We start from the raw sequence: 21,773 nt of genomic DNA on the forward strand, positions 1-21,773 counted from the left end.
TAGTAAGTAAAGAGATCTCGACCTATTTGAACGATAAAATCTTATTAGTGAGAATTATAACCAGCTGTTTTAATTGGAATGTATGTTGGCACATTTTATGTAACTCCTGATACCCAGTTCGGCCAGTCGTAAAGCCGAAAGGTGTTCATCCAAATGGAGAGTTTATATGAAATATTTTAAGCTTTGGTTAGCATTAGTTAGCTTGTTGTCGAGTTCAGCCATTGCCAGTACTCACACATTATACGCTGGCCAATATCAGGAGATAGGGAGTGTTGAAACCACCTATATGGGGTTACTTTTAACGGTAGAAGCGACAATTACTGAGCCAGGTTGGTGTCTGGTAAAGTCCCACCTTTATGTTGGAGATACTGCACCTGAGAGTTCTTCACCCGGCCAATTTCCCTATAGTCATGATCTTGGTTGTAGTGTCTCAGATACCTATATGATCGATGTTTCGGCGAATGATCAATATGTGGCCTATCATGCAGAAGCAGTGGAAACAGCTTTTCCTATCGGCGGGGATCCCAATTTCACTGTCGGTCCTGGTAGTGAGTCCTATTTTGAGGCGGCAATAGATGGAGGGGGAAGTTATCCAGCTTGGTGTATCGACCTCGCTCACAGTATTAGTTATGGAACCACTTATACAGATTGCGAGTTACGCTCTATCTTAGATGTGGATCTGCCTTGGGTCTATCTTCCTGAAAACCTACCTTATGTTCAGTGGATCATCAATCAGGATTGGAGTGAATTACTGCCTGGTTCTAGCTGGCAAGACATTCAGGGAGCCCTATGGAAGTTGACGCAACCTACGCCTCCTGAAAATGCGGCAGGTGGGATTAACTGGAATGAAGAGAATGCATTAGCCATTGTGGATATGGCGATGATTGCTGTGGATGATTTTGGTGTTGGAGACACTCAATTATTAGTCATGCAATGTAAGAGTGGTAACACCCTTAAGCAGACAACCCTTATCGCTATTGGTATGTCTATAGAGGAGTTTTTTATTGCAGAGGAGACAGCTTGGTCTGCAGGTGATTCATTTTGGTATAACAGAAAAGGTAAGCAAATTGGCTGGGGGAGCTATTGGTTGGAGTTTAGGGAAACTGAATAATCGTCTATCAGTGGATGATTTTATGATGAAGCCTATAGTTTTAAATACCGTTAAAAAGGCGAAACTGTCTCACGGCTGCTACACTATTAATAAAAAAGGTAGCAGCCATGACGACTCCTCTTGTAAATCGTTCAGTGATGCTGTGGCCTGAGTCGTTACAAACCGATATAGATAAGCAACTTATTGAGGGCTTAGCGAGCATCGGTTGGCAGTTTCAGACCAGCATTTTTAAGAAAAGCAGTGCGGCTTCGGTCGGGTTGGCTTTTATTGATCTCGCCTCCTTGGAACGATCTAGGGCCGTACTGGAGAAGGAGAAACATTGCCAATGGATAGTTATCACAGCTCAGGAGGAGCTAAAACAGATAGCTAAGCGTCTCTCTTTGAGCAATGTTTATGATTATCACCACAGACCCGTGGATATCGATATTCTTTCCGCCATGATAGGTCACTGCATCGGTATGCAGCAGCTCAACACATCTGAGCCGGAGGTGCATACTGAGGGGCCAACGAAATCCCTTAATCTACTATATGAACTGGCCTGTAAAGTGGCCAAAACCGATGTAACTTTGCTGCTTCAGGGGCCGTCTGGCAGTGGTAAAGAGTATTTAGCGCGCTATATTCATAAGAACTCTGCTCGTCATACAGGACCTTTTGTCAGCTTAAATTGTGCTGGCATACAAGCGACCTTAGCTCAAGATGAGCTTTTTGGTCATGAAAAGGGGGCGTTTACTGGTGCGGATCAGCAACATATTGGTGCCTTTGAACAGGCTAACGGGGGAACGCTACTACTCGATGAGATAGGCGACCTGCCGATGGAGTTACAGGGAAACTTTTTACAGGTCCTTGAAACTCGCCATATCAAGCGAGTTGGCAGCAGTGTACAGCGTCCCATTGATACCCGAATCTTAGCTGCTAGCCATAGAAACCTGTTTGAACTGGTGCAGGAGGGGCATTTTAGGTTAGATCTCTATTATCGGCTCAATGTTATTACGTTGGAGGTACCGCCGTTGGCTGCAAGGCAAGATGATATTTTGCCACTTGCTCGTCGTTTTTTACTGGAGTTTGAATCTAATCACCATGTTTCTAAGCGCCTCTCATCTGATGCTGAGCGACAACTTTGTCTGCATTATTGGCCTGGAAATGTCCGTGAGCTACACAATGTGATCACCCAAGCTGCTATTTTAGTGGATGGAGACATTATCTACGCTAAGGATATTCAGTTCAGTACGCCCAGTGGCAGTGGTTCATCACTAAAAGAACATCTGGAGAGGGCTGAGGCGGAGCATATTCGTTCAGTCTTGCTGGCACATCAAGGCAATCGAAATAAGGCTGCACTGCAGCTTGGGATCTCTCGCCACACTCTCTATCGCCGCATCAAGCAGCTTGACGTTAACGCTTAATCTTTTTCTCATCAGCTTTATTCTGAACACTTAGTTCTAGGGTTAAATCTCTTAACTCGAACCTCTGAAGTGGTTAAAACTTGTTATTTAACTTCAGCTTTGGCAGTTTAAGCCTAATTGCTTTAAGAGCCTTCATAAAATATAAGGCGTGACCACTTCGGGATAGATGATGAAAAATAATAACAATGGAGCCGCAACGCTTAGGCCATTAAGTAAATCCTCTTTACTGCTAGCAGGATTAACGACACTGGCTTTAGCCGCCCCTGCAATGGCTGCAAATATCACTGTGATACATGCCGGTGAACTACTAGTGACTCCAGGTAATAAACCACTTAAGCAGCAGACGTTAGTTATTGAAAATGGGACGATTAAGGATGTTAAGTCGGGGTATTTAGCTGCTAAGACTTTTGGTGATGCTCAGGTTATTGACCTTAAGAAACATTTTGTTATGCCAGGGTTGATGGATATGCATGTTCATCTTCAAGGGGAGCTTGGTCCTAAAAATGACAGTGAAAAGCTACGCATGTCAGACGCCGAAATAGCTATTCGCAGCGCCTATTTTGCTAAAAAAACCTTGATGGCAGGTTTCACTACGGTTCGCGATTTAGGAGCTAAGCCTGAACAGATTTATGCCCTGAGAGATGGGATTGAGAGGGGCTGGGTTGATGGGCCTCGTATTATCGCCTCTGGCGGTGTTTCAGTTACTGGGGGGCATGGTGATGTGGATGGTATGAGTCCCGACCTACTTGACAAATACACCTCTAAAACGATTTGTGACGGCCCTTATGACTGCCGAAGTGCCACAAGACGTGCAATTAAGTTTGGCGCCGATGTGATTAAGATAACCTCTACCGGAGGTGTTCTGTCTGATACCAATACAGGTACAGGTCAGCAGATGGCCGACGATGAACTTAAAGAGATTGTGGATACCGCTCACGGGCTTGGACGTAAGGTCGCGAGCCATGCCCATGCGACTCAGGGCATTAATGCCGCTCTGCGTGCAGGTGTCGACAGTATCGAGCACGGCAGTTATGCGGACAAGGAGAGTATTAAGCTATTGAAGAAAAATGGGGCGTACCTCGTTCCAACCTTGCTTGCGGGTGATACTGTGGTAAAGATGGCTGCAACATCAGATTTTATGTCAGAGGATATCAAGGCTAAAGCTAAGCGGGTTGGCTTTGATATGACTGATAATTTTAAAGCTGTCCATAAGGCGGGTGTGAAGATAGCCTATGGAACTGATAGTGGTGTGTCTCAACATGGGACCAATGCTCGCGAGGCGGTGTTGATGCATCAAGCTGGGATGTCGAATTCAGACATCTTAAAATCAGCGACAGTTAATGGCGCCGACCTTATCGGTATGTCGGATGAGCTAGGTACTCTGGAGATTGGAAAGTTTGCCGATATCATTGCAACTGACATGAGCCCACTTGAGGATATTAAGGCCCTACTGGATGTCGACTTTGTGATGAAAGGTGGCAAGGTGTATAAAAATAAGGATTGATACTAGCAGCTTACATAGCAACAGAGCTGAAGGATAGCTTCTAGCCCTGTTGCACTTAAATTAGCCCTTATGCTTTGATGATAAAGTCGCCCTGCATGATTGCCCAGTGTCCAGGGAAAGAGCAGAAGAACTTATAAGACTCTGCAGGAGACATCCCCTCAGTGCTGAAGGTAATACTGGTTGAAGCACCACCACCGACAATATCAGTATGGGCAATAACACGCTCATCTCCCTCTTTTACATAGCTAAGGGCGGCACCTGCTCCCATCCCTTCATTGGCAACGGCTGACATATCGGCAAGCTTAGTTAGCACCCAGTTATGGCCCATGGCTGTAGCAGGTAGTTGTCCTGCGTGAGTTAAGGTTAAGGTGACCTCTTTACAGCTTGCCGGAACGCTTAGTTCTTTGGTGTTAAATTGCATCGCATCATTGGCGCTGATTGTTAATTCACATTCACTCGCGTTGGCGGCAGCACTGAACGACAAAGAACAAAGTGCACTAAAACCGAGTAAACCCACTGCGCTTATCGTCTTTAGACGATTGATTGAGATTTTCATTTTGAAATCCTTTTTGATTATATTAAGTGTGTTAAACACGGCGATATCATAATTAAATTAAATCTTAATGAGAATTGTTATCACTGTTTGAGAGGGAAGGAAGAACTAATAAAGCCGTGTTTATGGAAAGTGGTGTCCACATTAAAGTCTATACTATCAATTTGTTATATTATTTTTTGGAGGCAGCTGATCTATTTAAAATTTACAATTGTAAGTCGATGATTTGATGTAGTAGCCATGTTAGTTTAGGGGCATTTACAATACATCCAGTAAATATTGCCTTAGAAGGTTTTCACTCCGGTAGAAAACAATTAAGATCAACGTCGCAAAACTGCTCACGCAAACGTAATGAGTAACATTGGATGTAATAACAAGGGAATAATATGGAATATTTTGTAGGCGGGTTAAAAAAGTATGCTGATTTTACAGGTCGAGCTCGCCGTAAAGAGTTTTGGATGTATACGTTGTTTTATCTGATCTTTTATGTTTTAGCTGCTTTTATCGATTCTCTCTTGGGGACTATGATATTTACTGCTATTTTGGCATTAGGATTGTTTCTACCTACAATCGCAATTGCAGCTCGTCGCTTACATGATACGGGGCGATCTGGCTGGTGGCAGTTACTGGGCCTTATTCCGCTAATTGGGGCCATCGTTCTACTGATCTTTTATGTGCAAGATAGTATTGGTGAGAATGAATATGGTGCAAGCCCGAAGGCCGTAGAAGCGTAAAATAGTGTGATAAGTTAAGAGGGGGCTTTGGCCTCCTTTTTTATTGTCCAATTGATTTATAGCTCTGTGTTTGGTTATCAACAGAAACAGAAAAAGAGCATCGCGGCCCCTTTTCAACTTTATAGTCAGCCAAACCTGACTGCAATATAGCCGAACTTAATTTGCGGTTACTTTTATGCGTTCAACATCTGCTGCGGGCTCATCAATAACAAAATCTAACTGCACCTGAACATCTTTAGCACCTTGCTTAGACTTTTTGTAGGTCCACTGCTTAAGCGCTTTTACCGCCTGCTTGTCGAATACACCTTTAGGTGAGGATTTGATCACAGAGATATTTGCAACAGCACCAGATTTTTTGATATCAAACTCAAGTTGCACAAAGCCATTTTGTTTTGCTTCAACCGCTGCCTTTGGGTATTTAGGCTCTACGCGTGTTAATGGATGGATCTGCTGTTTTTTTACTGTATGAGTAGAGTCATGCTTATCACCAGCTTGGACTTGTTGATTCAGCATTAAGCCGCTAAAACCTAAGCCTAGTGTGAGACCGATAATTGCGAGTGTGCTTTTTCCATGTTGTTTCTTCATCTGTAATATCCTCTCTTTTAGTATATTTTTATTTCCATAGTGGGTGTGTAACATGCCGATGTGAGCTTGCTGGGAGTAAGTGAGCAAGGCTCGGCTATAGGCAATCTTTTCATCTGTATTCATAGATGCGGTTATTTGAGCATCACAGGCTAACTCTTGATCATCACGAAAACGTCGGTACGCGAGCCAACAGATAGGGTTAAACCAGAAAATACTGAGCAGGGCAAAGGCGATAAGATTCACGCCGATATCACCTCGGCGATGGTGATACTGTTCATGTTCAATCACGGCCGTTTGTTGGGCGATACTGAGTTGTTCAAATCCATAGGGAACGATGATTTTTGGTTGACGTAATCCCGCTAGCATAGGGGAGTGAATATCCTGATGTTGAATAACGGGCAGTCGAGTCTCTATACTAGTAAACGGTGAGCTATGATTGATTAGTTGTTTTAGTCTTACAGCATGAACGGCAATGGTCATCAACATGAAAGCGAGCCCAAGAGACCAGATTGCTAATAGGGTGGGAGCGGATAAAAACAGTTCATTGTCAGCTAATGTTCTATCTGCCAGTACCCGATAGTGCTCAAGCTGTATGATGCGAGAGTTAGATAGCAAGTTTGGCACTAAGTGTATGATGGCAGAGCCAAGTAGCAGCATTGGAATTGCTAGCCAGAGCGCATAGGTGTGGTGAGCCCCGAAGAGTTTCAAAATCTGTTTGTGACCGACTAACAAAATGGCACAGATTAAGCTGATGAGTATGGTTTGCTCCATTAACCAATTAAGCATTATCACTTCTCCTCTTCCCAGTTATCGATAAGTTGTTTTAACTCAGCGATATCATCAGAGCTGAGCTTATTCTCCTTCGCGAATCCAGCAACTAAGGGGGTTAACTTGCCTGAAAAGACTCTCTCTATGAAAGATTGACTCTCTTTAAGCTGAAACTCCCCTTGATCTATAAGTGGATGATAGAGGTATGAGCGTCCCTGCTTTTCAAACCCAATAGCCTCTTTTTTCACGAGTCGATTGAGCAAAGTTTTGACTGTTTTCTCATGCCACTGCTTGCTCTTATCAAGTTGAGCAACGACCTCTGATGAACTCATAGGGGATGAGTGCCAGAGTAGATTGAGCACTGCTAATTCGGAATTACTGATCTCTTTCATGGCCATCTCCTGAAACAAATTTAACCTTTATTATGATTACGAGTGTAATCTTTAGTTGTTAAGATTACACCTGTAATCATAATGGTCAAGTGTTTTATTTAACATATATTGATAAATTGTAACCAAAGGCTTTATCTCGACTTTAAGCTCAGGGTAAAATAATGATTAAACACACCTAAACAAGGATGCTAGGTATTATATGTTTTGTTATAACCCGCCAAAGAAGAGCGGCAAACAAGGAGGCATTCAGCTATTAGCTGGTGTTGTTTTGATAAGCGCTATGGTGACTCCGTCTGCATTAGGTGGGAGTAGTACTGGCTTAACAGGCTCCATTGCTCACAACCATAAACTCTCAATTTTTGATCAAAAATTGAGTTTTACACTTCCCGAAGGTTGGAAATTAGCTTTTTCAGAGAAGCAAAACACCATGTTTTCTGCTGAGTTTACGCCAGTTTCTGATGAATTGAGAGATTGGTCATCGCTGTTTTGTGTACAAGGTTTTAAGGGATTAGCAGATAGCTTTTCGCCTGAAACTTTTTTAGATTCGATTGCTGCGACCTATCAGGAAAACTGCACGGGAGAGATCACCTATCAAAAATTAGGTGAAAGCGATATCGATGGGTATTCAGGGTTTACTGCCATTATCGGTTGCTCTCATATGCCAAATACTCATAAAGCAACTCAGTTTAATGCAAAATCATATTTATCCGATCCTAAAGGTGAAATAGGGCATTACACGGCGATATCAGGTGAGCAAGATATGTATCTGTTACACCAATCTATGCGAGGAGAGGTGTTTAATGCAGAGACACCACCTTTAGAGTCAGCTAACTACCGAGAGTTTATGGCAACAATTGCTCCTTATGGCCTCAGTCGATAGCCATGCTTTTTGAGGGGAGGTTACGATCTTGTCAATCAAAGGTTAGACTTTTATCCGTGTAGACGTCTATAATGCCGCGCTCACCTTACGCTGTATTAGCGCTGGTGATATTCTATACAAGTTTTAGTCAATCTTTTGTGGTGCCTGAGCTTATCCCAAGATTTTATTAAGTCGGATTTTAATGGGAGAGGGAGGGATAATCGGGAAGCCTGTGGAAATCTGGCACTGCCCCCGCAACGGTGAATGGTAAGAGTTAGGCGCGCCTGTTTTATCGGCAAGATAATGGGTGTTAAAAAAGTCTGAACTTGTGCTGCTTTTCTTTAGGAGATGCAGCAATACCTAAGTCCGGAGACCGGCCCATTTGATGATTTTGAGATTTCGGCGGGCAGATCTCGAAATGCGATAGAAAGCTTCAATCATTTGAGCTCAATCAACTCTATTCGTGACATTTTTGCCCCGTTTTCCCTTCAGGAGTTAAAGGAAAAATGGGTACATTATCTATTAAAGAGTCTATTAAACAGACTCGTAAAAAGTCTAATAAAGGCTCAATCAAATTATCTCAAGTTGCACTGTTAGTGAGCAGTATCATCAGCTTATCTTCATATTCGGCTATGGCCGAAGACGTTACTGCCAATACTGTCAAAGTTGATGAAAAGATCACTGTAACGGGCTCACGTTTTGACAGAACCGCCGATCAGCAGCTTACTGTTATCAACACTATTGAACGTGAAGAGATCGCACGTCTTAATCCTAAGTCGGTTGCCGATGTGTTAGAAACATTGCCAGGAGTCAGCATTTCACGCAACGGTGGTGCGGGTCAGGCAGTATCGGTTAGCGTTCGCGGTAGCAATTCAAACCATGTATTAGTGCTAATCGATGGCATAAAAGTCGGTTCAGCAACGCTAGGCACCGTCAGCTTTAATACGCTTTCACCTGAAAACATTGAGCGTATCGAAGTGTTAAAAGGACCTCGTGCATCAGTTTGGGGCAGCGACGCAATTGGTGGCGTGATTCAAATTTTTACTCGTCAGTTAAAAGATGGTGAGTGGTTTGCTGGTGCAGAATATGGCAGCAACGATTACATTCGCGGCTCGTTTGGCACAGGTATGAGCCATGGTAATGGCAGCACAACGCTTGCTGTTAACCATGAACAGTCTGATGGATACGATGTCTACAATGGCGCACCGGTTGAAAATGACGATGACGGTTATAACCGCACCTCTTTATCGTTAAAAGGCTCTCAGCAAATTAATCAAAACTGGCAAGCACTTTGGAATGGTCAGTATGATAAAGGCAATACCCAATACGATGATATCTATGCGTTTGGGTCTGCCGATGAGTCTGACTTTGATAATTACCTTTGGAATCTTGCTGCGCAGTACAGCAATGAGCAATTTACCAGTAAGTTGGCATTAAGCCAGTTTAGTGATGCGAATGAAAACTTCCGTGGCGACGATATCATGGTGCCGGTTTCAGTATTTGAAACCAAGCGCGATCAAATTAACTGGAGTAACCAATATCTAGCGGCTAATGATTTAACCTTCACTGGTGGTGTTGATTGGTCAAACGAAGCGGTTAAAGGCGATTACGCTCAAGATGAACGTGATATTTTTGGGGCCTATATACTTGCGCAGAAGCAGTGGAGCCAACTACTTGCAGAAGTTGCGGTGCGTTATGATGATGTAGAAAACATTGATAGTGAAGTGTCTTACAACGCCAGCCTCGCTTACCAGCTGACTGAAGAGTGGCGCTTGGCGGCATCAACTGGTACAGCTTTTAAAGCGCCGACCTTTAATGACTTATACTGGCCAGATTCCGGTAATCCAGATCTGATTTCAGAAACAGCTAAAAGCTACGATCTGACTTTGCACTATCAAGCAAGTGACATTCGTGCTTACATTAGTCTATTTGAAAACAGCATTGATAACCTAATTGCTTGGGGACCAACAGGTGAGAAAGATGAGTATGGTTTTGATATCTGGAAGCCTGCCAATGTTAATGAAGCTAAAATTCAAGGTGTTGAACTCTCTGCTAACTTTAGCGTGTTTAACCTCGAACATCAGGTAGCTTACACCTTCCTAGATGCGGAAAATAAGCAAACCGATGATGAGCTCATTGGCCGCAGCGAAAATGAGTTTAACTACCAGGTTAGTTATGCTTGGGAGCAAGTTGATCTATTGGCTAATTACCACTACCAAGGTAAACGTTACGCTGGCTCAAAAAATTACTTTGATGCCACTCATCAGTTGGACCTTAGTATTGGTTATCAGTTAGATGATGCATGGAGTTTTCGTTTAAAGGCGAATAACCTGTTCGATGAAGAGGTTATTTCTGCGCAAAACTACTTTAGTCCTGGAAGAGAGTTTTTCTTTAGTGTGAATTACCAAGCGTTCTAGATAGTGCGATTGGAATTTAGAAATTGAAACTAAAGCCAGATCAAGTATCTGGCTTTTTACGTTATTAATTGGAATAAATAGAAAGAGACTTTGAAATGTACCTCTCATTGATATATCGCCAATTTGCTCGGTTAACTATTATTTTCTCACTATTATGCTTACAAGCTTGCTCTGGCCCTAAACTTGAGCCACTTGCTGCAGATGCTGAGATCTTAGCATTTGGTGATAGCCTGACCTATGGCAAAGGCGTTAACAGTGGTGAGGATTATCCTGCGGTGCTTGCTGAGTTGTCCGGAAGGTATGTGATCAATGCAGGTGTCTCAGGGGAAACAACTGCACAAGGGTTAATAAGGTTAGATGTTCAATTAATGGAGCATTCACCTGACTTGTTAATATTACTTGAAGGCGGAAATGATTTTTTACGCAGTACACCACCCGACGTGGCTAAAGCGAATTTAGCAAAAATGATTGAGTTGGCACACTCTTACTCTATCCCTGTGTTATTAATAGCTGTTCCTGAGAAAAGTATCTTTCTATCTCCTAGTGATATCTATGAAGAGCTAGCTGAAACCTATGGGCTAATTTTGCTCAAAAATGAGCTGACTGAGCTACTAAAAAGTCCCCAGATGAAATCTGATACTATTCATCTTAACCGAGCAGGTTACCGGGCTTTAGCTGAAGCGATTCATCTGAAACTTATTGAGGCTGGCGCGTTATAACTTATCTCAAAGCTGAGAGGAGTAAGGTTATGTACAGGCCGCTATTTGTGTAAATTGAGCGTTTGGTGGTATATGCTTATACAGTATCGGTTACTTTATTTACACACCTTTAAGGTAGGTTAATTTGGGAGTTGGCCCAATTAAGAGTAGAAAAAAGAGGTAAAGTCGCCATTTACGTGAAATGAGCTTGACCCTGACAGGCTTTTTATGGGTAAATTCCCTGATAAGAGTTAGCGACTTGTATAATAATAAATTAGGTTAAATTTCCCATGACAGATCTTGAGCATCAAGTATTCACTCAAGTACGAGCGATCATTAGTAACGAAGAGCAAGTCATTGGTCGTCGTGGCATTTTGATCCCCCTTAAAAAAGCCATCATTGCTGATGGTGATATTCGAAATGTCATCGATATCGTCTCCTCAGATCCTGCACTCGCTGCACATATGTTATGGCGTAGCAATTCGGCTATGAATGCCGATGCTAATCGCTCGAAAAATCGTTCACTAAAAGATGCCTTGGTCAGATTAGGTCAGGTTAATATCTATCGTTATGCGTTTACCTTTTACCTTAAAGAGCGTTTGGATGAGCTGCCACAACCCTATAAGAAATTGGTGCAAGGGTATTGGGCATTAACAGAAAATATTGCGAGTAATGCTGTCGATAGTTTGCATCAGATGTTAGGAGTAGATATTAATCCTGATGAGGTGCAAACCTTAGCGCTTTTTAGTGTGTTTGGTGAGATTATCGCATTGACGGCATTTGCGTACCTTAATGCTGAATCTGAGGAGTCTTTTCCTCTGAGCATTATCAAGTCGCTTATTGATAATCAGAAACAAACTTTAACGATAGAAGCTTTCGACTCTTTAGGGTTAGATGAGGAGCTACAAGAGGAGTTTATGATTGCGCATAACCTTCGTCAAACCAGTAACCCTAACTCTCCAGGGTTAGTGTTAAGACGTGTATTATCGATGAGAAATCAGCTACTTAACCCATTATAATACCAATAAGTATAAAGATTCGAGTAGCGAGTTACGAGCAACAAGGTTTGCTCGCTACTCGCTACTTTCCAAGCCCAATCTTGAGTTTCTGGCTCTCTTGTACTTAATTCAATTTATGCTGTTTAGCTAAACCTTCATTTGCGACTAATGTTAGCCAATTTTGCGCTAACCTGACATTGCAGCCATCTTTTCTGTACGCGCCGAAAAGCGGGCGTTTAAGCCCTTCGGCACCTAATTTTACCGAAGTTAAATTGAGGCCATAAGACTCACTGATTGACCAGGTTGGCAATGCGGCAACGCCATCTCTACAAGCGATGCGCTGTAGTAACATCATAGTGAGATCGCAATGGAGTTGCTCGCCGGCTTCAACCCCCGCAGGTTCCATAAAGTGACGATATAGATCTAGCCTTTCAAGGGGCACTGGATAGCTGATGATTGTCTGCTTTTCAAGTTGTTGGGCAGTGACATACTCAAGTTTAGCAAGGGGGTGGTCTTTGGAAACCACGAGTTTAACTTCGAAGTCAAATAGGTGTTGGTAGGCAAGGGCTTGCCCAGGGACAGGATCTGAAGTTAATACCACATCCAGTTCGCCCATCTCCAGCGCGTTGAGTGAGTCGAACAGATGACGGCTGGAGAGCTCTAAATTAACTTGGGGAAATGCTGTTCTGAATTGTTCCATGACTGGCATTAACCAGCGAAAGCAGCTATGACATTCGATACCAACCTCAAGTTGGTTTCCCCCCTCATTTAAGCCCTGCTTAAGATCATATTCTGTTTCTATCACCTTAGGCAGTATCTCCTCTGCTAGGTTTAGCAACCTTGCCCCCTCTTGTGTAAAAGCAAGAGGTTTACTTTTTCTGATGAAAATAGAGGAGTTGATTCTGGTTTCTAACTCTTTGATTTGGTGAGATAGAGCGGATTGAGTTACAAAGCGCTTCTTGGCCGCACCAGCAAGGCTTCCGCTCTCTTTAAGGGCCACAAGTGTACGTAAGTGTCTAAGCTCTATCATAATATTCTCTATCCATTTCTACATGAGTTTCATTCATGTTGTGCTTGAAATCTATTCCCTTGTTTCAGATTAGACTATCATAATACACTTCTAGACGTCCAGACGCCTAGGTGTTCAATTATTGATGTTGGTGCTCAAACCACATCATCCTCACTCGTCCACTTGTCGCGTTTACTCTGAATTTTGCTCATATTAAAGTAAAAGGTATACAATATGCAAACCGTAAAAATCGCCAGTTTAGGATTTCCCCGTATCGGTCGTCAGCGTGAATTGAAATTTGCTCAAGAGAAATATTGGCGAGGAGAGTTAACTCAAGAGGAACTTAAGTCTGTGGCTAAAGGGCTACGAAGCACTCATTGGAAGTGGCAAGCAGATGCAGGGGTAACTCTGCTGCCAGTGGGAGATTTTGCTTATTATGATCAGGTACTCACTCTTAGTGCGACTTTAAATGCTATTCCTGAGCGTCACCGTGATGAGAGTGAGACGACATCAGGAGAGATAGGCTTGGATACGCTCTTTAGGGTTGCCCGCGGCCGTGCGCCAACGGGTAAAGAAGCGCCAGCGGCTGAGATGACTAAATATTTTAATACTAATTATCACTATATTGTTCCTGAGTTGACTGAAGAACAGCAATTTAGCATTGCGTATGAGCAGTTATTTGATGAAGTGAGTGAGGCACAAGCATTAGGTTATCAAGCGAAACCTGTTCTATTGGGCCCTGTAAGCTACCTTTATCTTGCTAAGTCAGTGGGGAGGGATTTCGACAAATTATCTCTGTTGCCACAGCTTTTAATCGCTTACGAACAAATTTTAAACCGCTTTAGTGGGCAAGGTGTGCAGTGGGTTCAGCTTGATGAGCCTGTTTTAGCATTAGAGCTAGACAGTGAATGGCAAGAAGCGATTACTTCGGCTTATCAGCTTCTTCAAAACAGAAACTTGAATATTCTGCTAGCGAGTTACTATGGCAGCATAGGGCATCATCAAACACTCGTATCGGCGTTGCCAGTTGCAGCTATTCATCTAGATCTTGTGACAGCACCTGAGCAGTTGTCACTTTTTTTACCTCATTTAAGAGAGGATCAGGTCCTGTCGTTGGGGGTGGTTAACGGACGTAATGTTTGGGCTGCGGATACGGATCTGATTAGTGAACGTCTTGCTGTGGTTGCCAATGATCTTAAAACTCGGATCTGGCTAGCTCCCTCATGTTCACTGCTGCATACTCCTGTGGATCTCGATATGGAGACCAAACTTGAACCCGCGCTTAAGCAGCAGTTAGCTTTCGCTAAGCAGAAGTTAGTTGAGTTAGCGCAGATTAATACCTTGCTGAGTTCACCCAATAGTGAAGAGTCTCAACAAATTGTGGCTAGCTGTATTGAGCGCCGTAATGCCCGTGATGCAGCAGCTGATCAGCAGGTGATAGAGAGAGTTAATGGCTTAGGAGAGAGGGATTATGAGAGAGACACAGCCTTTATTCATCGCCAGCAGTTACAACAGGATAAGTTTCAGTTACCCCTGTTACCAACAACAACCATAGGTTCATTCCCACAAACACCTGCAATCCGAGGGCTTAGAAATCGCTGGCGTAAAGATGAGATCAGTGAAGATTTTTATAACCAACAGCTTCAGCAAGTTACCAAGGACACAATCGAGCGTCAGTTAAAGTTGGGAATAGATGTGCTGGTTCATGGCGAAGCTGAGCGAAATGATATGGTTGAATACTTCGGTGAGCAGCTAGAGGGCTTTGGTTTTACTCAGTTTGGTTGGGTACAGAGTTACGGTTCTCGCTGTGTTAAACCACCGCTTATTTATGGTGATGTGTCTCGACCCAATGCCATGACTGTCGAGTGGGCCGAATATGCTCAAAGCCTGACGGAGAAACCAGTTAAAGGCATGCTAACTGGCCCTGTGACGATTTTACATTGGTCATTTGCTCGTGAAGATATTAGCCGTGAACAGATAGCCACACAGATAGGCTTGGCGATTCGTGATGAGGTGGTCGATCTTCAAAATGCAGGAATTGGAATAATTCAGATCGATGAGCCTGCATTTCGTGAAGGCTTACCACTTAAGAAAGCTGATTGGGAGCATTACCTTAACTGGGCAGTGGATGCATTTAAGCTCAGTGCTGCTGGGGTGGCAGATGAAACACAAATTCATACCCATATGTGTTACAGCGAATTTAATGAGACCATAGCTGCGATAGCAGCCATGGATGCGGATGTGATAACCATCGAGACTTCCCGCTCAAGAATGGAGCTGTTAACGGCATTTGAAGATTTTGAGTATCCCAATGAGATTGGTCCTGGTGTGTATGATATTCACACACCCAATACGCCAACCGTGGATGAGATGGTGATATTGATTGAAAAAGCAGCCCGTAAGATCCCTGTTCGTCAGCTTTGGGTTAACCCTGACTGTGGCCTTAAAACTCGCACTTGGGATGAGGTTGAGCCTGCGCTGCAGAATCTGGTTCAAGCCACTAAAGTGCTTAGAAGGCGCTTAGGTTAAGATGATTGGTCAATCAGATCTGTTGTGGACGAAATGGGATTCCATAGCGCATCTGTTTGTTAAAGTAAGCGTGAGATCTTCTGTCTTTTTTGTAGCATGGGCTTCATAATGTCGCCCATTAAGATAGTTATCCTGAGTATTCATTGTGCGTTTAGACAAATATATCTGCGAGTCGACTTCACTTACCCGCTCTTTAGCGAAGAAAGCACTACATAGAGGTGATGTGACCTGTGATGGTAAGGTCATCAAAGATTCGGGGTTTAAAGTAACCGATAAGCAGGTGATCTGTTTAGAAGGGGAGCCGTTAAGTGTGATAGGTCCACGCTTTATTATGCTAAATAAGCCCCTTGATACCATCTGTTCGACCATAGATGAGGAGTACCCTTCAGTCTTAGGTTTACTCGATGTGGTTAAAGCTGACGAACTGCATATCGCAGGTCGCTTGGATGTGGATACGACAGGACTTGTGTTGATCACCAATGACGGTCAATGGTCCCACAAGATAACTTCCCCTAAGAAGGAGTGCGGTAAACGGTACCTTTTAGAAACGGCTGAACCACTAAAACAGGAGTGGGTAGAGGAGTTTGCCTTAGGCCTTCAGTTGAATAATGAAGATGGCTTAACGAAACCTGCGATTTTGGAGATTTTAGGCTCTCATCAAGCACGTCTTACCATTACTGAAGGTAAGTATCACCAAGTAAAGCGTATGCTGGCGGCAGTCGGTAACTGCGTTACCAAGCTTCACCGTGAAAGTGTTGGGGAGATAGAGTTAGATGAAGATCTTGCCTCTGGTGAGTGGCGTTATTTAACGGAAGCTGAGATAAAATCGGTTCGTTAAACAATACTGATATGCATGATGCCCTCAAATGAGGGCATCGCTTTATCTCATGTTTAGTGTTTTTTTAGCGTTACCTCACCACTGATCGTTGATATATCAATATCGGCAAGGGCGTCGCCGAGTGTAAACTTTAGGTATGAGCTAGGGGAGTACTTCTCCTTGCTTGGTTTATCCGAGGTTAGTTCGTTATTGATTCTTCCACCTGGACCTCCATTGATCTTAAATCTAGCATCAATGTCACTGTTTAAAGTTAACTCTAGGTCACCACTGACGCTGCTTAAAGTGGCTCTATCTGAGATAGAACTAGCTGTAAGTTCGACCTCCCCACTAATTGTTCTTACTGCGAGTGAGTTGAGGCTTGCTAACTTAATATTGGTATCACCGGAAACTTGTTCAATTGTGACCTCTTTGGCTAGGGAGCTAGCTGTGAGCTCCCCGCTGACTAGTTTGTAGCTGACCTCTCCTTTACTTTGCTTATCTATGATGTTCCCAGATACTGTGTGTAAACTTATCTCTCCCTTGAGCGCTGTGGCATTGATGTCTCCAGACACCGTTTTTATATGTATCTGTTTCTCTAAACTGTCAAGGTTTACGCTACCACTGATAGAGTTGATAGAGATATCTCCTTGTACTTGAGTCACTTTATAGTCGGCAGAGAGTCCGCTTACCGTTAGATTTAGTGAGCGAGGAACCTTAAAGGTGAGCGATGAACCCTCTTTATTTTTGCCATTAAACTGCCTTGGCATCTTATCTTCAAGGGTGAGCTCACTACCTTGGTGCTCGACGATAAACCCCTCGCTGAGTTCATCTAAAGAACCCTGAATACTGACCTCTTGCTTATCCCAGCTTTGGATTGTTACATAGCCTCTTAACACTTTGATATTGAGGTTTAGTCCCTTATCTACCTTTATCTGTTTATCGATAGATTCGCTTGCCAGTGCAAACTGGCTCACTAAAACTAGTGGGAGTAATAGGCATCTTGAAAGGTGTTTAATTATCATATGGTATCTCCATTTTGATTTTGTAAAACAGGAAGGGATTGAGCCTGTGTTAACAGCTCTATCTCTCTTGATTGTGTCCATAGCCACAGCTCCCAGAGTTGTTGATCTGTGGGGTTAAGTTTGAGCGATTGATATATCTCTTTTGCTGCTTGCCTTAATTGTTTTATGCCTGTTTCAACAGGAGAGCTAAAAGGGCTAGATTGCCAATCCACTTTTTGCCCCATCATCTGTAACTCCGCCACTTGGTTGGCGTGTTGCATCTGAATGTTATCAATACTGGCGAGCAGGGCTTGGTTGGGATCGATATTGGTCGGTTTGTTTATCTGCTGTAGCCCTAAAAGAGCGCCAATAATGATGACGCTGGCTAGAGCCAAAGTACGCCAATGGTTTGTGTGTTTACCCACAGGTGCATCTAATCGCTTCTCTATCTCCGGCCATAGGTCGGTTTTAGGCGAGAGAGCCTTAGGTAATTTCGATACCATTTTATCGAGTTGTTCATCGTTATTACTCATCAGATCATCTCCTGAAGTAATTTTCTTGCTCTGTGATACTGCGCCTTACTGGTGCCTTGAGCTATGTTGAGTTTGTGTGCTATTTCATGATGTTGGTAACCCTCAACAGCAAATAGTACAAAAACAATTCTGGCTCGTTCAGGCAGTTTAAGCAGGTGCTTGTCCAGTGCCTGGTACTCCATCTCATCACCTTTAAGCTCTACTTGTTCAGAGAGAGGAGAGAGTCGAGCCCAAAAACTCTTGTGTTTTTTAATGCTACTAAGGGCTTGATTCACCGTCATGCTATGTAGCCAAGTTGAAAACTGGCTGTCACCTCTAAACTGAGGTAGTTTCTGCCATAAGCGCACAAACGTTTCTTGAGTCGCTTCTTCAGCTAAATAGTGTTGTCCTGACAGTCTGAAACAGAGCCCATATACCCGCTTATGATGGAGAGCATAGAGGTGTTTAAATGCTTTTTTGTCACCTTGTTGAGCCAGTTCAATCAGATCTTTTTCTGAGGCTTCACAAGGTTTGATAAACGCTATCTGTGCACTCAAATTTTGTTCCTTGTGTTTATTTTTCTTAGATATCTATTAGACATAGGCAAGAGGGGAAAAGGTTTGAATGAGTTTAAAACTTTTTACAATGTTATTACATCTATACCAATTACATTAAGTATCTGACCATTTAGCGAGAGCTGAGTAAGGTAGGAAAGTATTAGGGAGGTTATTTTGAATGAGGGAGTACTCCCTCATCATATGAAAACTATGTTTTAGAAGTGATGTTTCAGTTGTGAATAAACCAGTTGTGCGCCCACAAGATCCGCCAGAGCAGTACCTACAGTTTTGAACAGGGTTATCTGCTGTTCATCTTCTCGCCCCTGTATTTCACCTTTACAGAGTTGAGCAAGTTCTCCTTTTACACTCTCTAATTGATACTCTCCCTCTGACACAGGGATCAGCAACTCTCCCGCTTCTGCAAAAACATTAATTTTAGAATCAACGTATACAGCCGATCTCAAGATAAGCTTGCTATCACACTCACGTCTATCCTGATTATGGTTGCCAACAAAGTCCGTGTGGGTGCCAGGTGTTACCCAGTCACTGTTAAACAATGGGGTTGGAGAGCCCGTTGCACAGCTAATGATATCTGCCTCACGGACACTGTGCTCTAGGTTCTTGCTGAGGGTAACTTCAATATCGGGTCGCTTATTACGGATCTTCTCAATAGTTGCCTGAGCTTTATCTTGATTTCGACCCCAAACCGTAATTTGAGTGATAGGGCGTACACTGGCGTGGGCGAGAGCCATAAATGAGGCGAGATTACCTGTACCAAAAATGAGTAATTTATTGGAGTCCTTACGGGATAAATAACTACTGCCTAAAGCTGAAATCGCGGCAGTGCGCCAATAAGTGACACTCGTACCATCGACTAAAGCTTGAGGAACGCCTGTTTTGCGGTCAAAGATCATTATTTTTGAATATAGGCTTTCTAGTTGCTGATCTTTTACTGGATTTTCAGGGAAATAGGTAAAAGCCTTGACTGCAATGGCTTTCTCATTCCATGAGGGAAGTACGGCGAAGGCATCACTGTGTGAAGTGGCTTCATCTAGTGAATACACTTGCCTTTGGGGCATACCGGCAGGTTTTGAGAAAGTATCTCTAAGCTCGGCAATAAGCACTGGAAAGTTAAGTGTGTGATGTACTTCTTCTGCATTGATGACAATCATATATCTTCCTTTTTTGAATATTGTATACCAAGATCGCTTTTGAATAAATACTGCAACTAAAAAGGAGCTGAATAGTGGAAGGTGTAGATCATTTCCATGTTTATGATTCTTTATGTTGTTTTTGTATTAAAATAAGTTAATGATGCTGGCTTTGTGGCCGATAACCAAGATAAACACAGGGTTGAACATGTGTCATGTTTTCTTTTTAGTTTTATTTGTTTTACATCACTAACTTTTAGTTAGTTTGCTTGAATTTTAGGGATCTCAATATGCTTATCCGTCATAAATTAATGCTCAGTGCAGCGGTTTCAATTGTTGCTTTGGTAGCTATGTTTTCATTACAGCGGTACTCCAGTGGTGTTCAACAGGAGTTATCATATGCTGCTCAAGGAGTGATAAAACTAGAAAAAGAGGTATTGAGTCTTCGTAAAGACGAGAAAGATTTTTTTGCCCGTTTAGATTTTAGTTATTTGGAAAAACATAAACTTAATGTAGAGGAGATGAATAGTGAGATTGAGTCTTTAAGGGAGATCTTCGATAGCAATAGTATTCCAGTCTCTGAGTTAAATGGGTTTGAAAAGAGTCTAGAGTTTTATCAGGAATCATTCCAAAACGTCGTTGTACTTCAAAAAGAGATTGGATTAACGCCCAAAACTGGCTTATATGGTGGATTAAGAGAAGCTGTTCGTAATGTTGAGTCCATAGTCAAAGAGTATAAACAAGCTGAGCTGATGGTGATCATGCTGCAGTTAAGACGAAATGAGAAAGATTTTATGCTTCGTAGAAGCATGGGGTATGTGGACAAGTTTAATAATAATATTCAACTATTTGAAAGTGAACTTAATAATTCAAGCATCGACAATACTGGTAAGGGGAAAGTATCTGAGTTGATGGCCAGTTATCAAAGGGATTTTGCGTTATTGGTTTCCAAAGAGCAGGCCCTAGGGTTAACCCAAAATGATGGTGAGATGGGAATACTGCGTGATGCTATCAGGGCTGCAGACTCAAACTTAGTGAGATTAAAGGAGCAATCACTTACTGCCATTGCCGATGCAGAGGAGTCATCAATCACTTTAGGCTTTGTGCTTTTCTGTGTTATCGCCGTTATTTTGATTGCTTTTACTCTTTTTGTGATCCGCAGCATCATGGAGCCGGTGACACAACTGAGTAGTGCTATTTCTGATATTGAGAAAAACAAAGATTTGACGATCCGCTGTGATGCTGATGCCGACGATGAGATTAGCCAAGTTGCAAAGCATTTCAATAGTATGCTGGATAGTTTTCAACGTCTAATTGAAGAGGTAAATGAGTCGGTAGAGAGCATGACTCACTCTTGCTCAGAGTTGTCTCTAAACTCTGTTAAAGCGTCAGAAGGGGTGGCTCAACAGTTAAATGAAACCGATATGGTGGCGACGGCGATCACTGAGATGGGGGCGACGATAGACGAGATCGCTAAGAATACTGAGTTGGCAGCAGAGCGCGCTGGAAATACTCATACCAATGCCCTTGAAGGCCAACGCGGAGTAGAACAAACAATAGAGAAGATTCAATCTCTGGCAGAGCAGCTCAATAGCTCTTCGAAAGTCGTGGGCGAACTTGAAAAAGATAGTAAAACGATTGGCAGTGTTTTGGATGTTATCCGAGGTATTGCCGAGCAAACGAATTTACTTGCGCTTAATGCAGCTATTGAAGCAGCTAGAGCCGGTGAGCAGGGAAGAGGTTTTGCAGTTGTGGCCGATGAGGTGCGTAGTCTGGCGATGAGAACGCAAGAGTCTACAGAGGAGATTGCGAGCATTATTGAGACCTTACAGTCTAGAACTCGATCCATTGTAGAGTTAATGACAGCGACAGAGAAACAAGGGAGCGAGAGTGCAGAGCAAGCCGCTTCTGCTGGCACTTTACTGCAACAGATTAACTTAGATGTCACCAACATTATGGATATGAGCACTCAGATAGCGGCTGCGATAGAGGAGCAGAGTATGGTCGCCTCTGAGGTGAATAAAAACGTGGTGATTATTCGAGATATTGCGCAAGAGTCTGCAACAACGGCTAACGAGAATGCGCAAGCTTCTGAAGAGGTTAAGGGGCGTGCAGATCTGTTACACAGTGCGGTAAGCCTATTTAAGGTCTAATTCTGATCAGTAGACTAAGCTTAGT

19 protein-coding genes and 1 riboswitch are annotated in these 21,773 nt (G+C 43.0%); of the genes, 11 read left to right on the plus strand and 8 right to left on the minus strand.

The window, feature by feature from the left end; all coding sequences use genetic code 11:
* The first annotated feature begins 166 nt into the window (after nucleotides 1-166).
* The 3 genes from K0625_RS11050 (at nucleotide 167) to K0625_RS11060 (ending at nucleotide 4,015) form a co-directional block, all read left to right on the plus strand.
* Nucleotides 167-1,111, plus strand: a complete 945-nt coding sequence (locus K0625_RS11050) for a hypothetical protein (RefSeq protein WP_220109733.1) — start codon at nucleotides 167-169, stop codon at nucleotides 1,109-1,111.
* A 107-nt stretch (nucleotides 1,112-1,218) separates the two neighbouring features.
* Entirely contained in the window at nucleotides 1,219-2,511 is a 1,293-nt protein-coding gene (locus tag K0625_RS11055; RefSeq protein WP_220109734.1) for a sigma-54-dependent transcriptional regulator, read from the plus strand.
* 169 nt (nucleotides 2,512-2,680) lie between these two features.
* Nucleotides 2,681-4,015, plus strand: coding sequence for a metal-dependent hydrolase family protein (locus tag K0625_RS11060; RefSeq protein WP_220109735.1), 1,335 nt, complete (start codon nucleotides 2,681-2,683; stop codon nucleotides 4,013-4,015).
* A 67-nt stretch (nucleotides 4,016-4,082) separates the two neighbouring features.
* On the opposite strand, the gene azu is transcribed toward K0625_RS11060, so the two are convergent.
* Nucleotides 4,083-4,571 (minus strand): azurin, encoded by a 489-nt coding sequence (gene azu, locus K0625_RS11065; RefSeq protein WP_220109736.1) that lies wholly within the window; start codon nucleotides 4,569-4,571, stop codon nucleotides 4,083-4,085.
* A gap of 383 nt (nucleotides 4,572-4,954) precedes the next feature.
* On the opposite strand from azu, the gene K0625_RS11070 reads away from it, so the two are divergent.
* Nucleotides 4,955-5,302, plus strand: coding sequence for a DUF805 domain-containing protein (locus K0625_RS11070; protein WP_220109737.1), 348 nt, complete (start codon nucleotides 4,955-4,957; stop codon nucleotides 5,300-5,302).
* A gap of 156 nt (nucleotides 5,303-5,458) precedes the next feature.
* Here the strand turns inward: K0625_RS11070 and K0625_RS11075 are convergent, their stop codons facing one another.
* Both K0625_RS11075 and K0625_RS11080 read right to left on the minus strand, forming a co-directional pair.
* Complete coding sequence (locus K0625_RS11075) at nucleotides 5,459-6,673, minus strand: M56 family metallopeptidase (protein WP_220109738.1); 1,215 nt, start codon at nucleotides 6,671-6,673, stop codon at nucleotides 5,459-5,461.
* A 2-nt stretch (nucleotides 6,674-6,675) separates the two neighbouring features.
* Nucleotides 6,676-7,047, minus strand: a complete 372-nt coding sequence (locus K0625_RS11080; protein ID WP_220109739.1) for a BlaI/MecI/CopY family transcriptional regulator — start codon at nucleotides 7,045-7,047, stop codon at nucleotides 6,676-6,678.
* A 199-nt stretch (nucleotides 7,048-7,246) separates the two neighbouring features.
* On the opposite strand from K0625_RS11080, the gene K0625_RS11085 reads away from it, so the two are divergent.
* The 4 genes from K0625_RS11085 to K0625_RS11100 all read left to right on the plus strand — a co-directional run bounded on the left by K0625_RS11085 (nucleotide 7,247) and on the right by K0625_RS11100 (nucleotide 12,040).
* Nucleotides 7,247-7,927 (plus strand): hypothetical protein, encoded by a 681-nt coding sequence (locus K0625_RS11085; protein ID WP_220109740.1) that lies wholly within the window; start codon nucleotides 7,247-7,249, stop codon nucleotides 7,925-7,927.
* A gap of 155 nt (nucleotides 7,928-8,082) precedes the next feature.
* Nucleotides 8,083-8,302, plus strand: a riboswitch (cobalamin riboswitch).
* Nucleotides 8,303-8,412: 110 nt separating this feature from the next.
* Nucleotides 8,413-10,323 carry a TonB-dependent receptor domain-containing protein gene (locus tag K0625_RS11090; RefSeq protein WP_232847033.1) on the plus strand — a complete coding sequence of 637 codons (1,911 nt, stop codon included), beginning with the start codon at nucleotides 8,413-8,415 and terminating at the stop codon, nucleotides 10,321-10,323.
* Between the two features lie 95 nt (nucleotides 10,324-10,418).
* Complete coding sequence (locus K0625_RS11095) at nucleotides 10,419-11,042, plus strand: GDSL-type esterase/lipase family protein (RefSeq protein ID WP_220109741.1); 624 nt, start codon at nucleotides 10,419-10,421, stop codon at nucleotides 11,040-11,042.
* Nucleotides 11,043-11,311: 269 nt separating this feature from the next.
* Nucleotides 11,312-12,040 (plus strand): HDOD domain-containing protein, encoded by a 729-nt coding sequence (locus K0625_RS11100; RefSeq protein ID WP_220109742.1) that lies wholly within the window; start codon nucleotides 11,312-11,314, stop codon nucleotides 12,038-12,040.
* Nucleotides 12,041-12,143: 103 nt separating this feature from the next.
* Here K0625_RS11100 and K0625_RS11105 read toward each other — a convergent pair whose 3' ends face one another.
* Nucleotides 12,144-13,049 carry a LysR family transcriptional regulator gene (locus K0625_RS11105; protein ID WP_220109743.1) on the minus strand — a complete coding sequence of 302 codons (906 nt, stop codon included), beginning with the start codon at nucleotides 13,047-13,049 and terminating at the stop codon, nucleotides 12,144-12,146.
* A gap of 213 nt (nucleotides 13,050-13,262) precedes the next feature.
* Between K0625_RS11105 and metE the strand changes: the two genes are divergently transcribed.
* Nucleotides 13,263-15,557 (plus strand): 5-methyltetrahydropteroyltriglutamate--homocysteine S-methyltransferase, encoded by a 2,295-nt coding sequence (gene metE / locus K0625_RS11110; RefSeq protein WP_220109744.1) that lies wholly within the window; start codon nucleotides 13,263-13,265, stop codon nucleotides 15,555-15,557.
* Between the two features lie 145 nt (nucleotides 15,558-15,702).
* Entirely contained in the window at nucleotides 15,703-16,395 is a 693-nt protein-coding gene (rsuA, locus tag K0625_RS11115) for a 16S rRNA pseudouridine(516) synthase RsuA (protein ID WP_220109745.1), read from the plus strand.
* A gap of 53 nt (nucleotides 16,396-16,448) precedes the next feature.
* Here rsuA and K0625_RS11120 read toward each other — a convergent pair whose 3' ends face one another.
* From K0625_RS11120 to lhpI, 4 genes are all read right to left on the minus strand, one after another.
* Nucleotides 16,449-17,396 carry a DUF4097 family beta strand repeat-containing protein gene (locus K0625_RS11120; protein WP_220109746.1) on the minus strand — a complete coding sequence of 316 codons (948 nt, stop codon included), beginning with the start codon at nucleotides 17,394-17,396 and terminating at the stop codon, nucleotides 16,449-16,451.
* Nucleotides 17,393-17,908, minus strand: a complete 516-nt coding sequence (locus K0625_RS11125) for a hypothetical protein (protein WP_220109747.1) — start codon at nucleotides 17,906-17,908, stop codon at nucleotides 17,393-17,395. Before K0625_RS11125 ends, K0625_RS11120 begins: the two co-directional genes overlap by 4 nt.
* Entirely contained in the window at nucleotides 17,908-18,444 is a 537-nt protein-coding gene (locus K0625_RS11130) for an RNA polymerase sigma factor (protein ID WP_220109748.1), read from the minus strand. Before K0625_RS11130 ends, K0625_RS11125 begins: the two co-directional genes overlap by 1 nt.
* Before the next feature lie 215 nt (nucleotides 18,445-18,659).
* Nucleotides 18,660-19,616: a bifunctional Delta(1)-pyrroline-2-carboxylate/Delta(1)-piperideine-2-carboxylate reductase gene (gene lhpI / locus K0625_RS11135; RefSeq protein ID WP_220109749.1), complete on the minus strand. Its 957-nt coding sequence runs from the start codon at nucleotides 19,614-19,616 to the stop codon at nucleotides 18,660-18,662.
* A gap of 269 nt (nucleotides 19,617-19,885) precedes the next feature.
* Between lhpI and K0625_RS11140 the strand changes: the two genes are divergently transcribed.
* Nucleotides 19,886-21,748, plus strand: coding sequence for a methyl-accepting chemotaxis protein (locus tag K0625_RS11140; protein WP_220109750.1), 1,863 nt, complete (start codon nucleotides 19,886-19,888; stop codon nucleotides 21,746-21,748).
* Nucleotides 21,749-21,773 lie beyond the last annotated feature (25 nt).

Source organism: Shewanella nanhaiensis, assembly GCF_019457885.1.
GTDB classification, from domain to species: domain Bacteria; phylum Pseudomonadota; class Gammaproteobacteria; order Enterobacterales; family Shewanellaceae; genus Shewanella; species Shewanella nanhaiensis.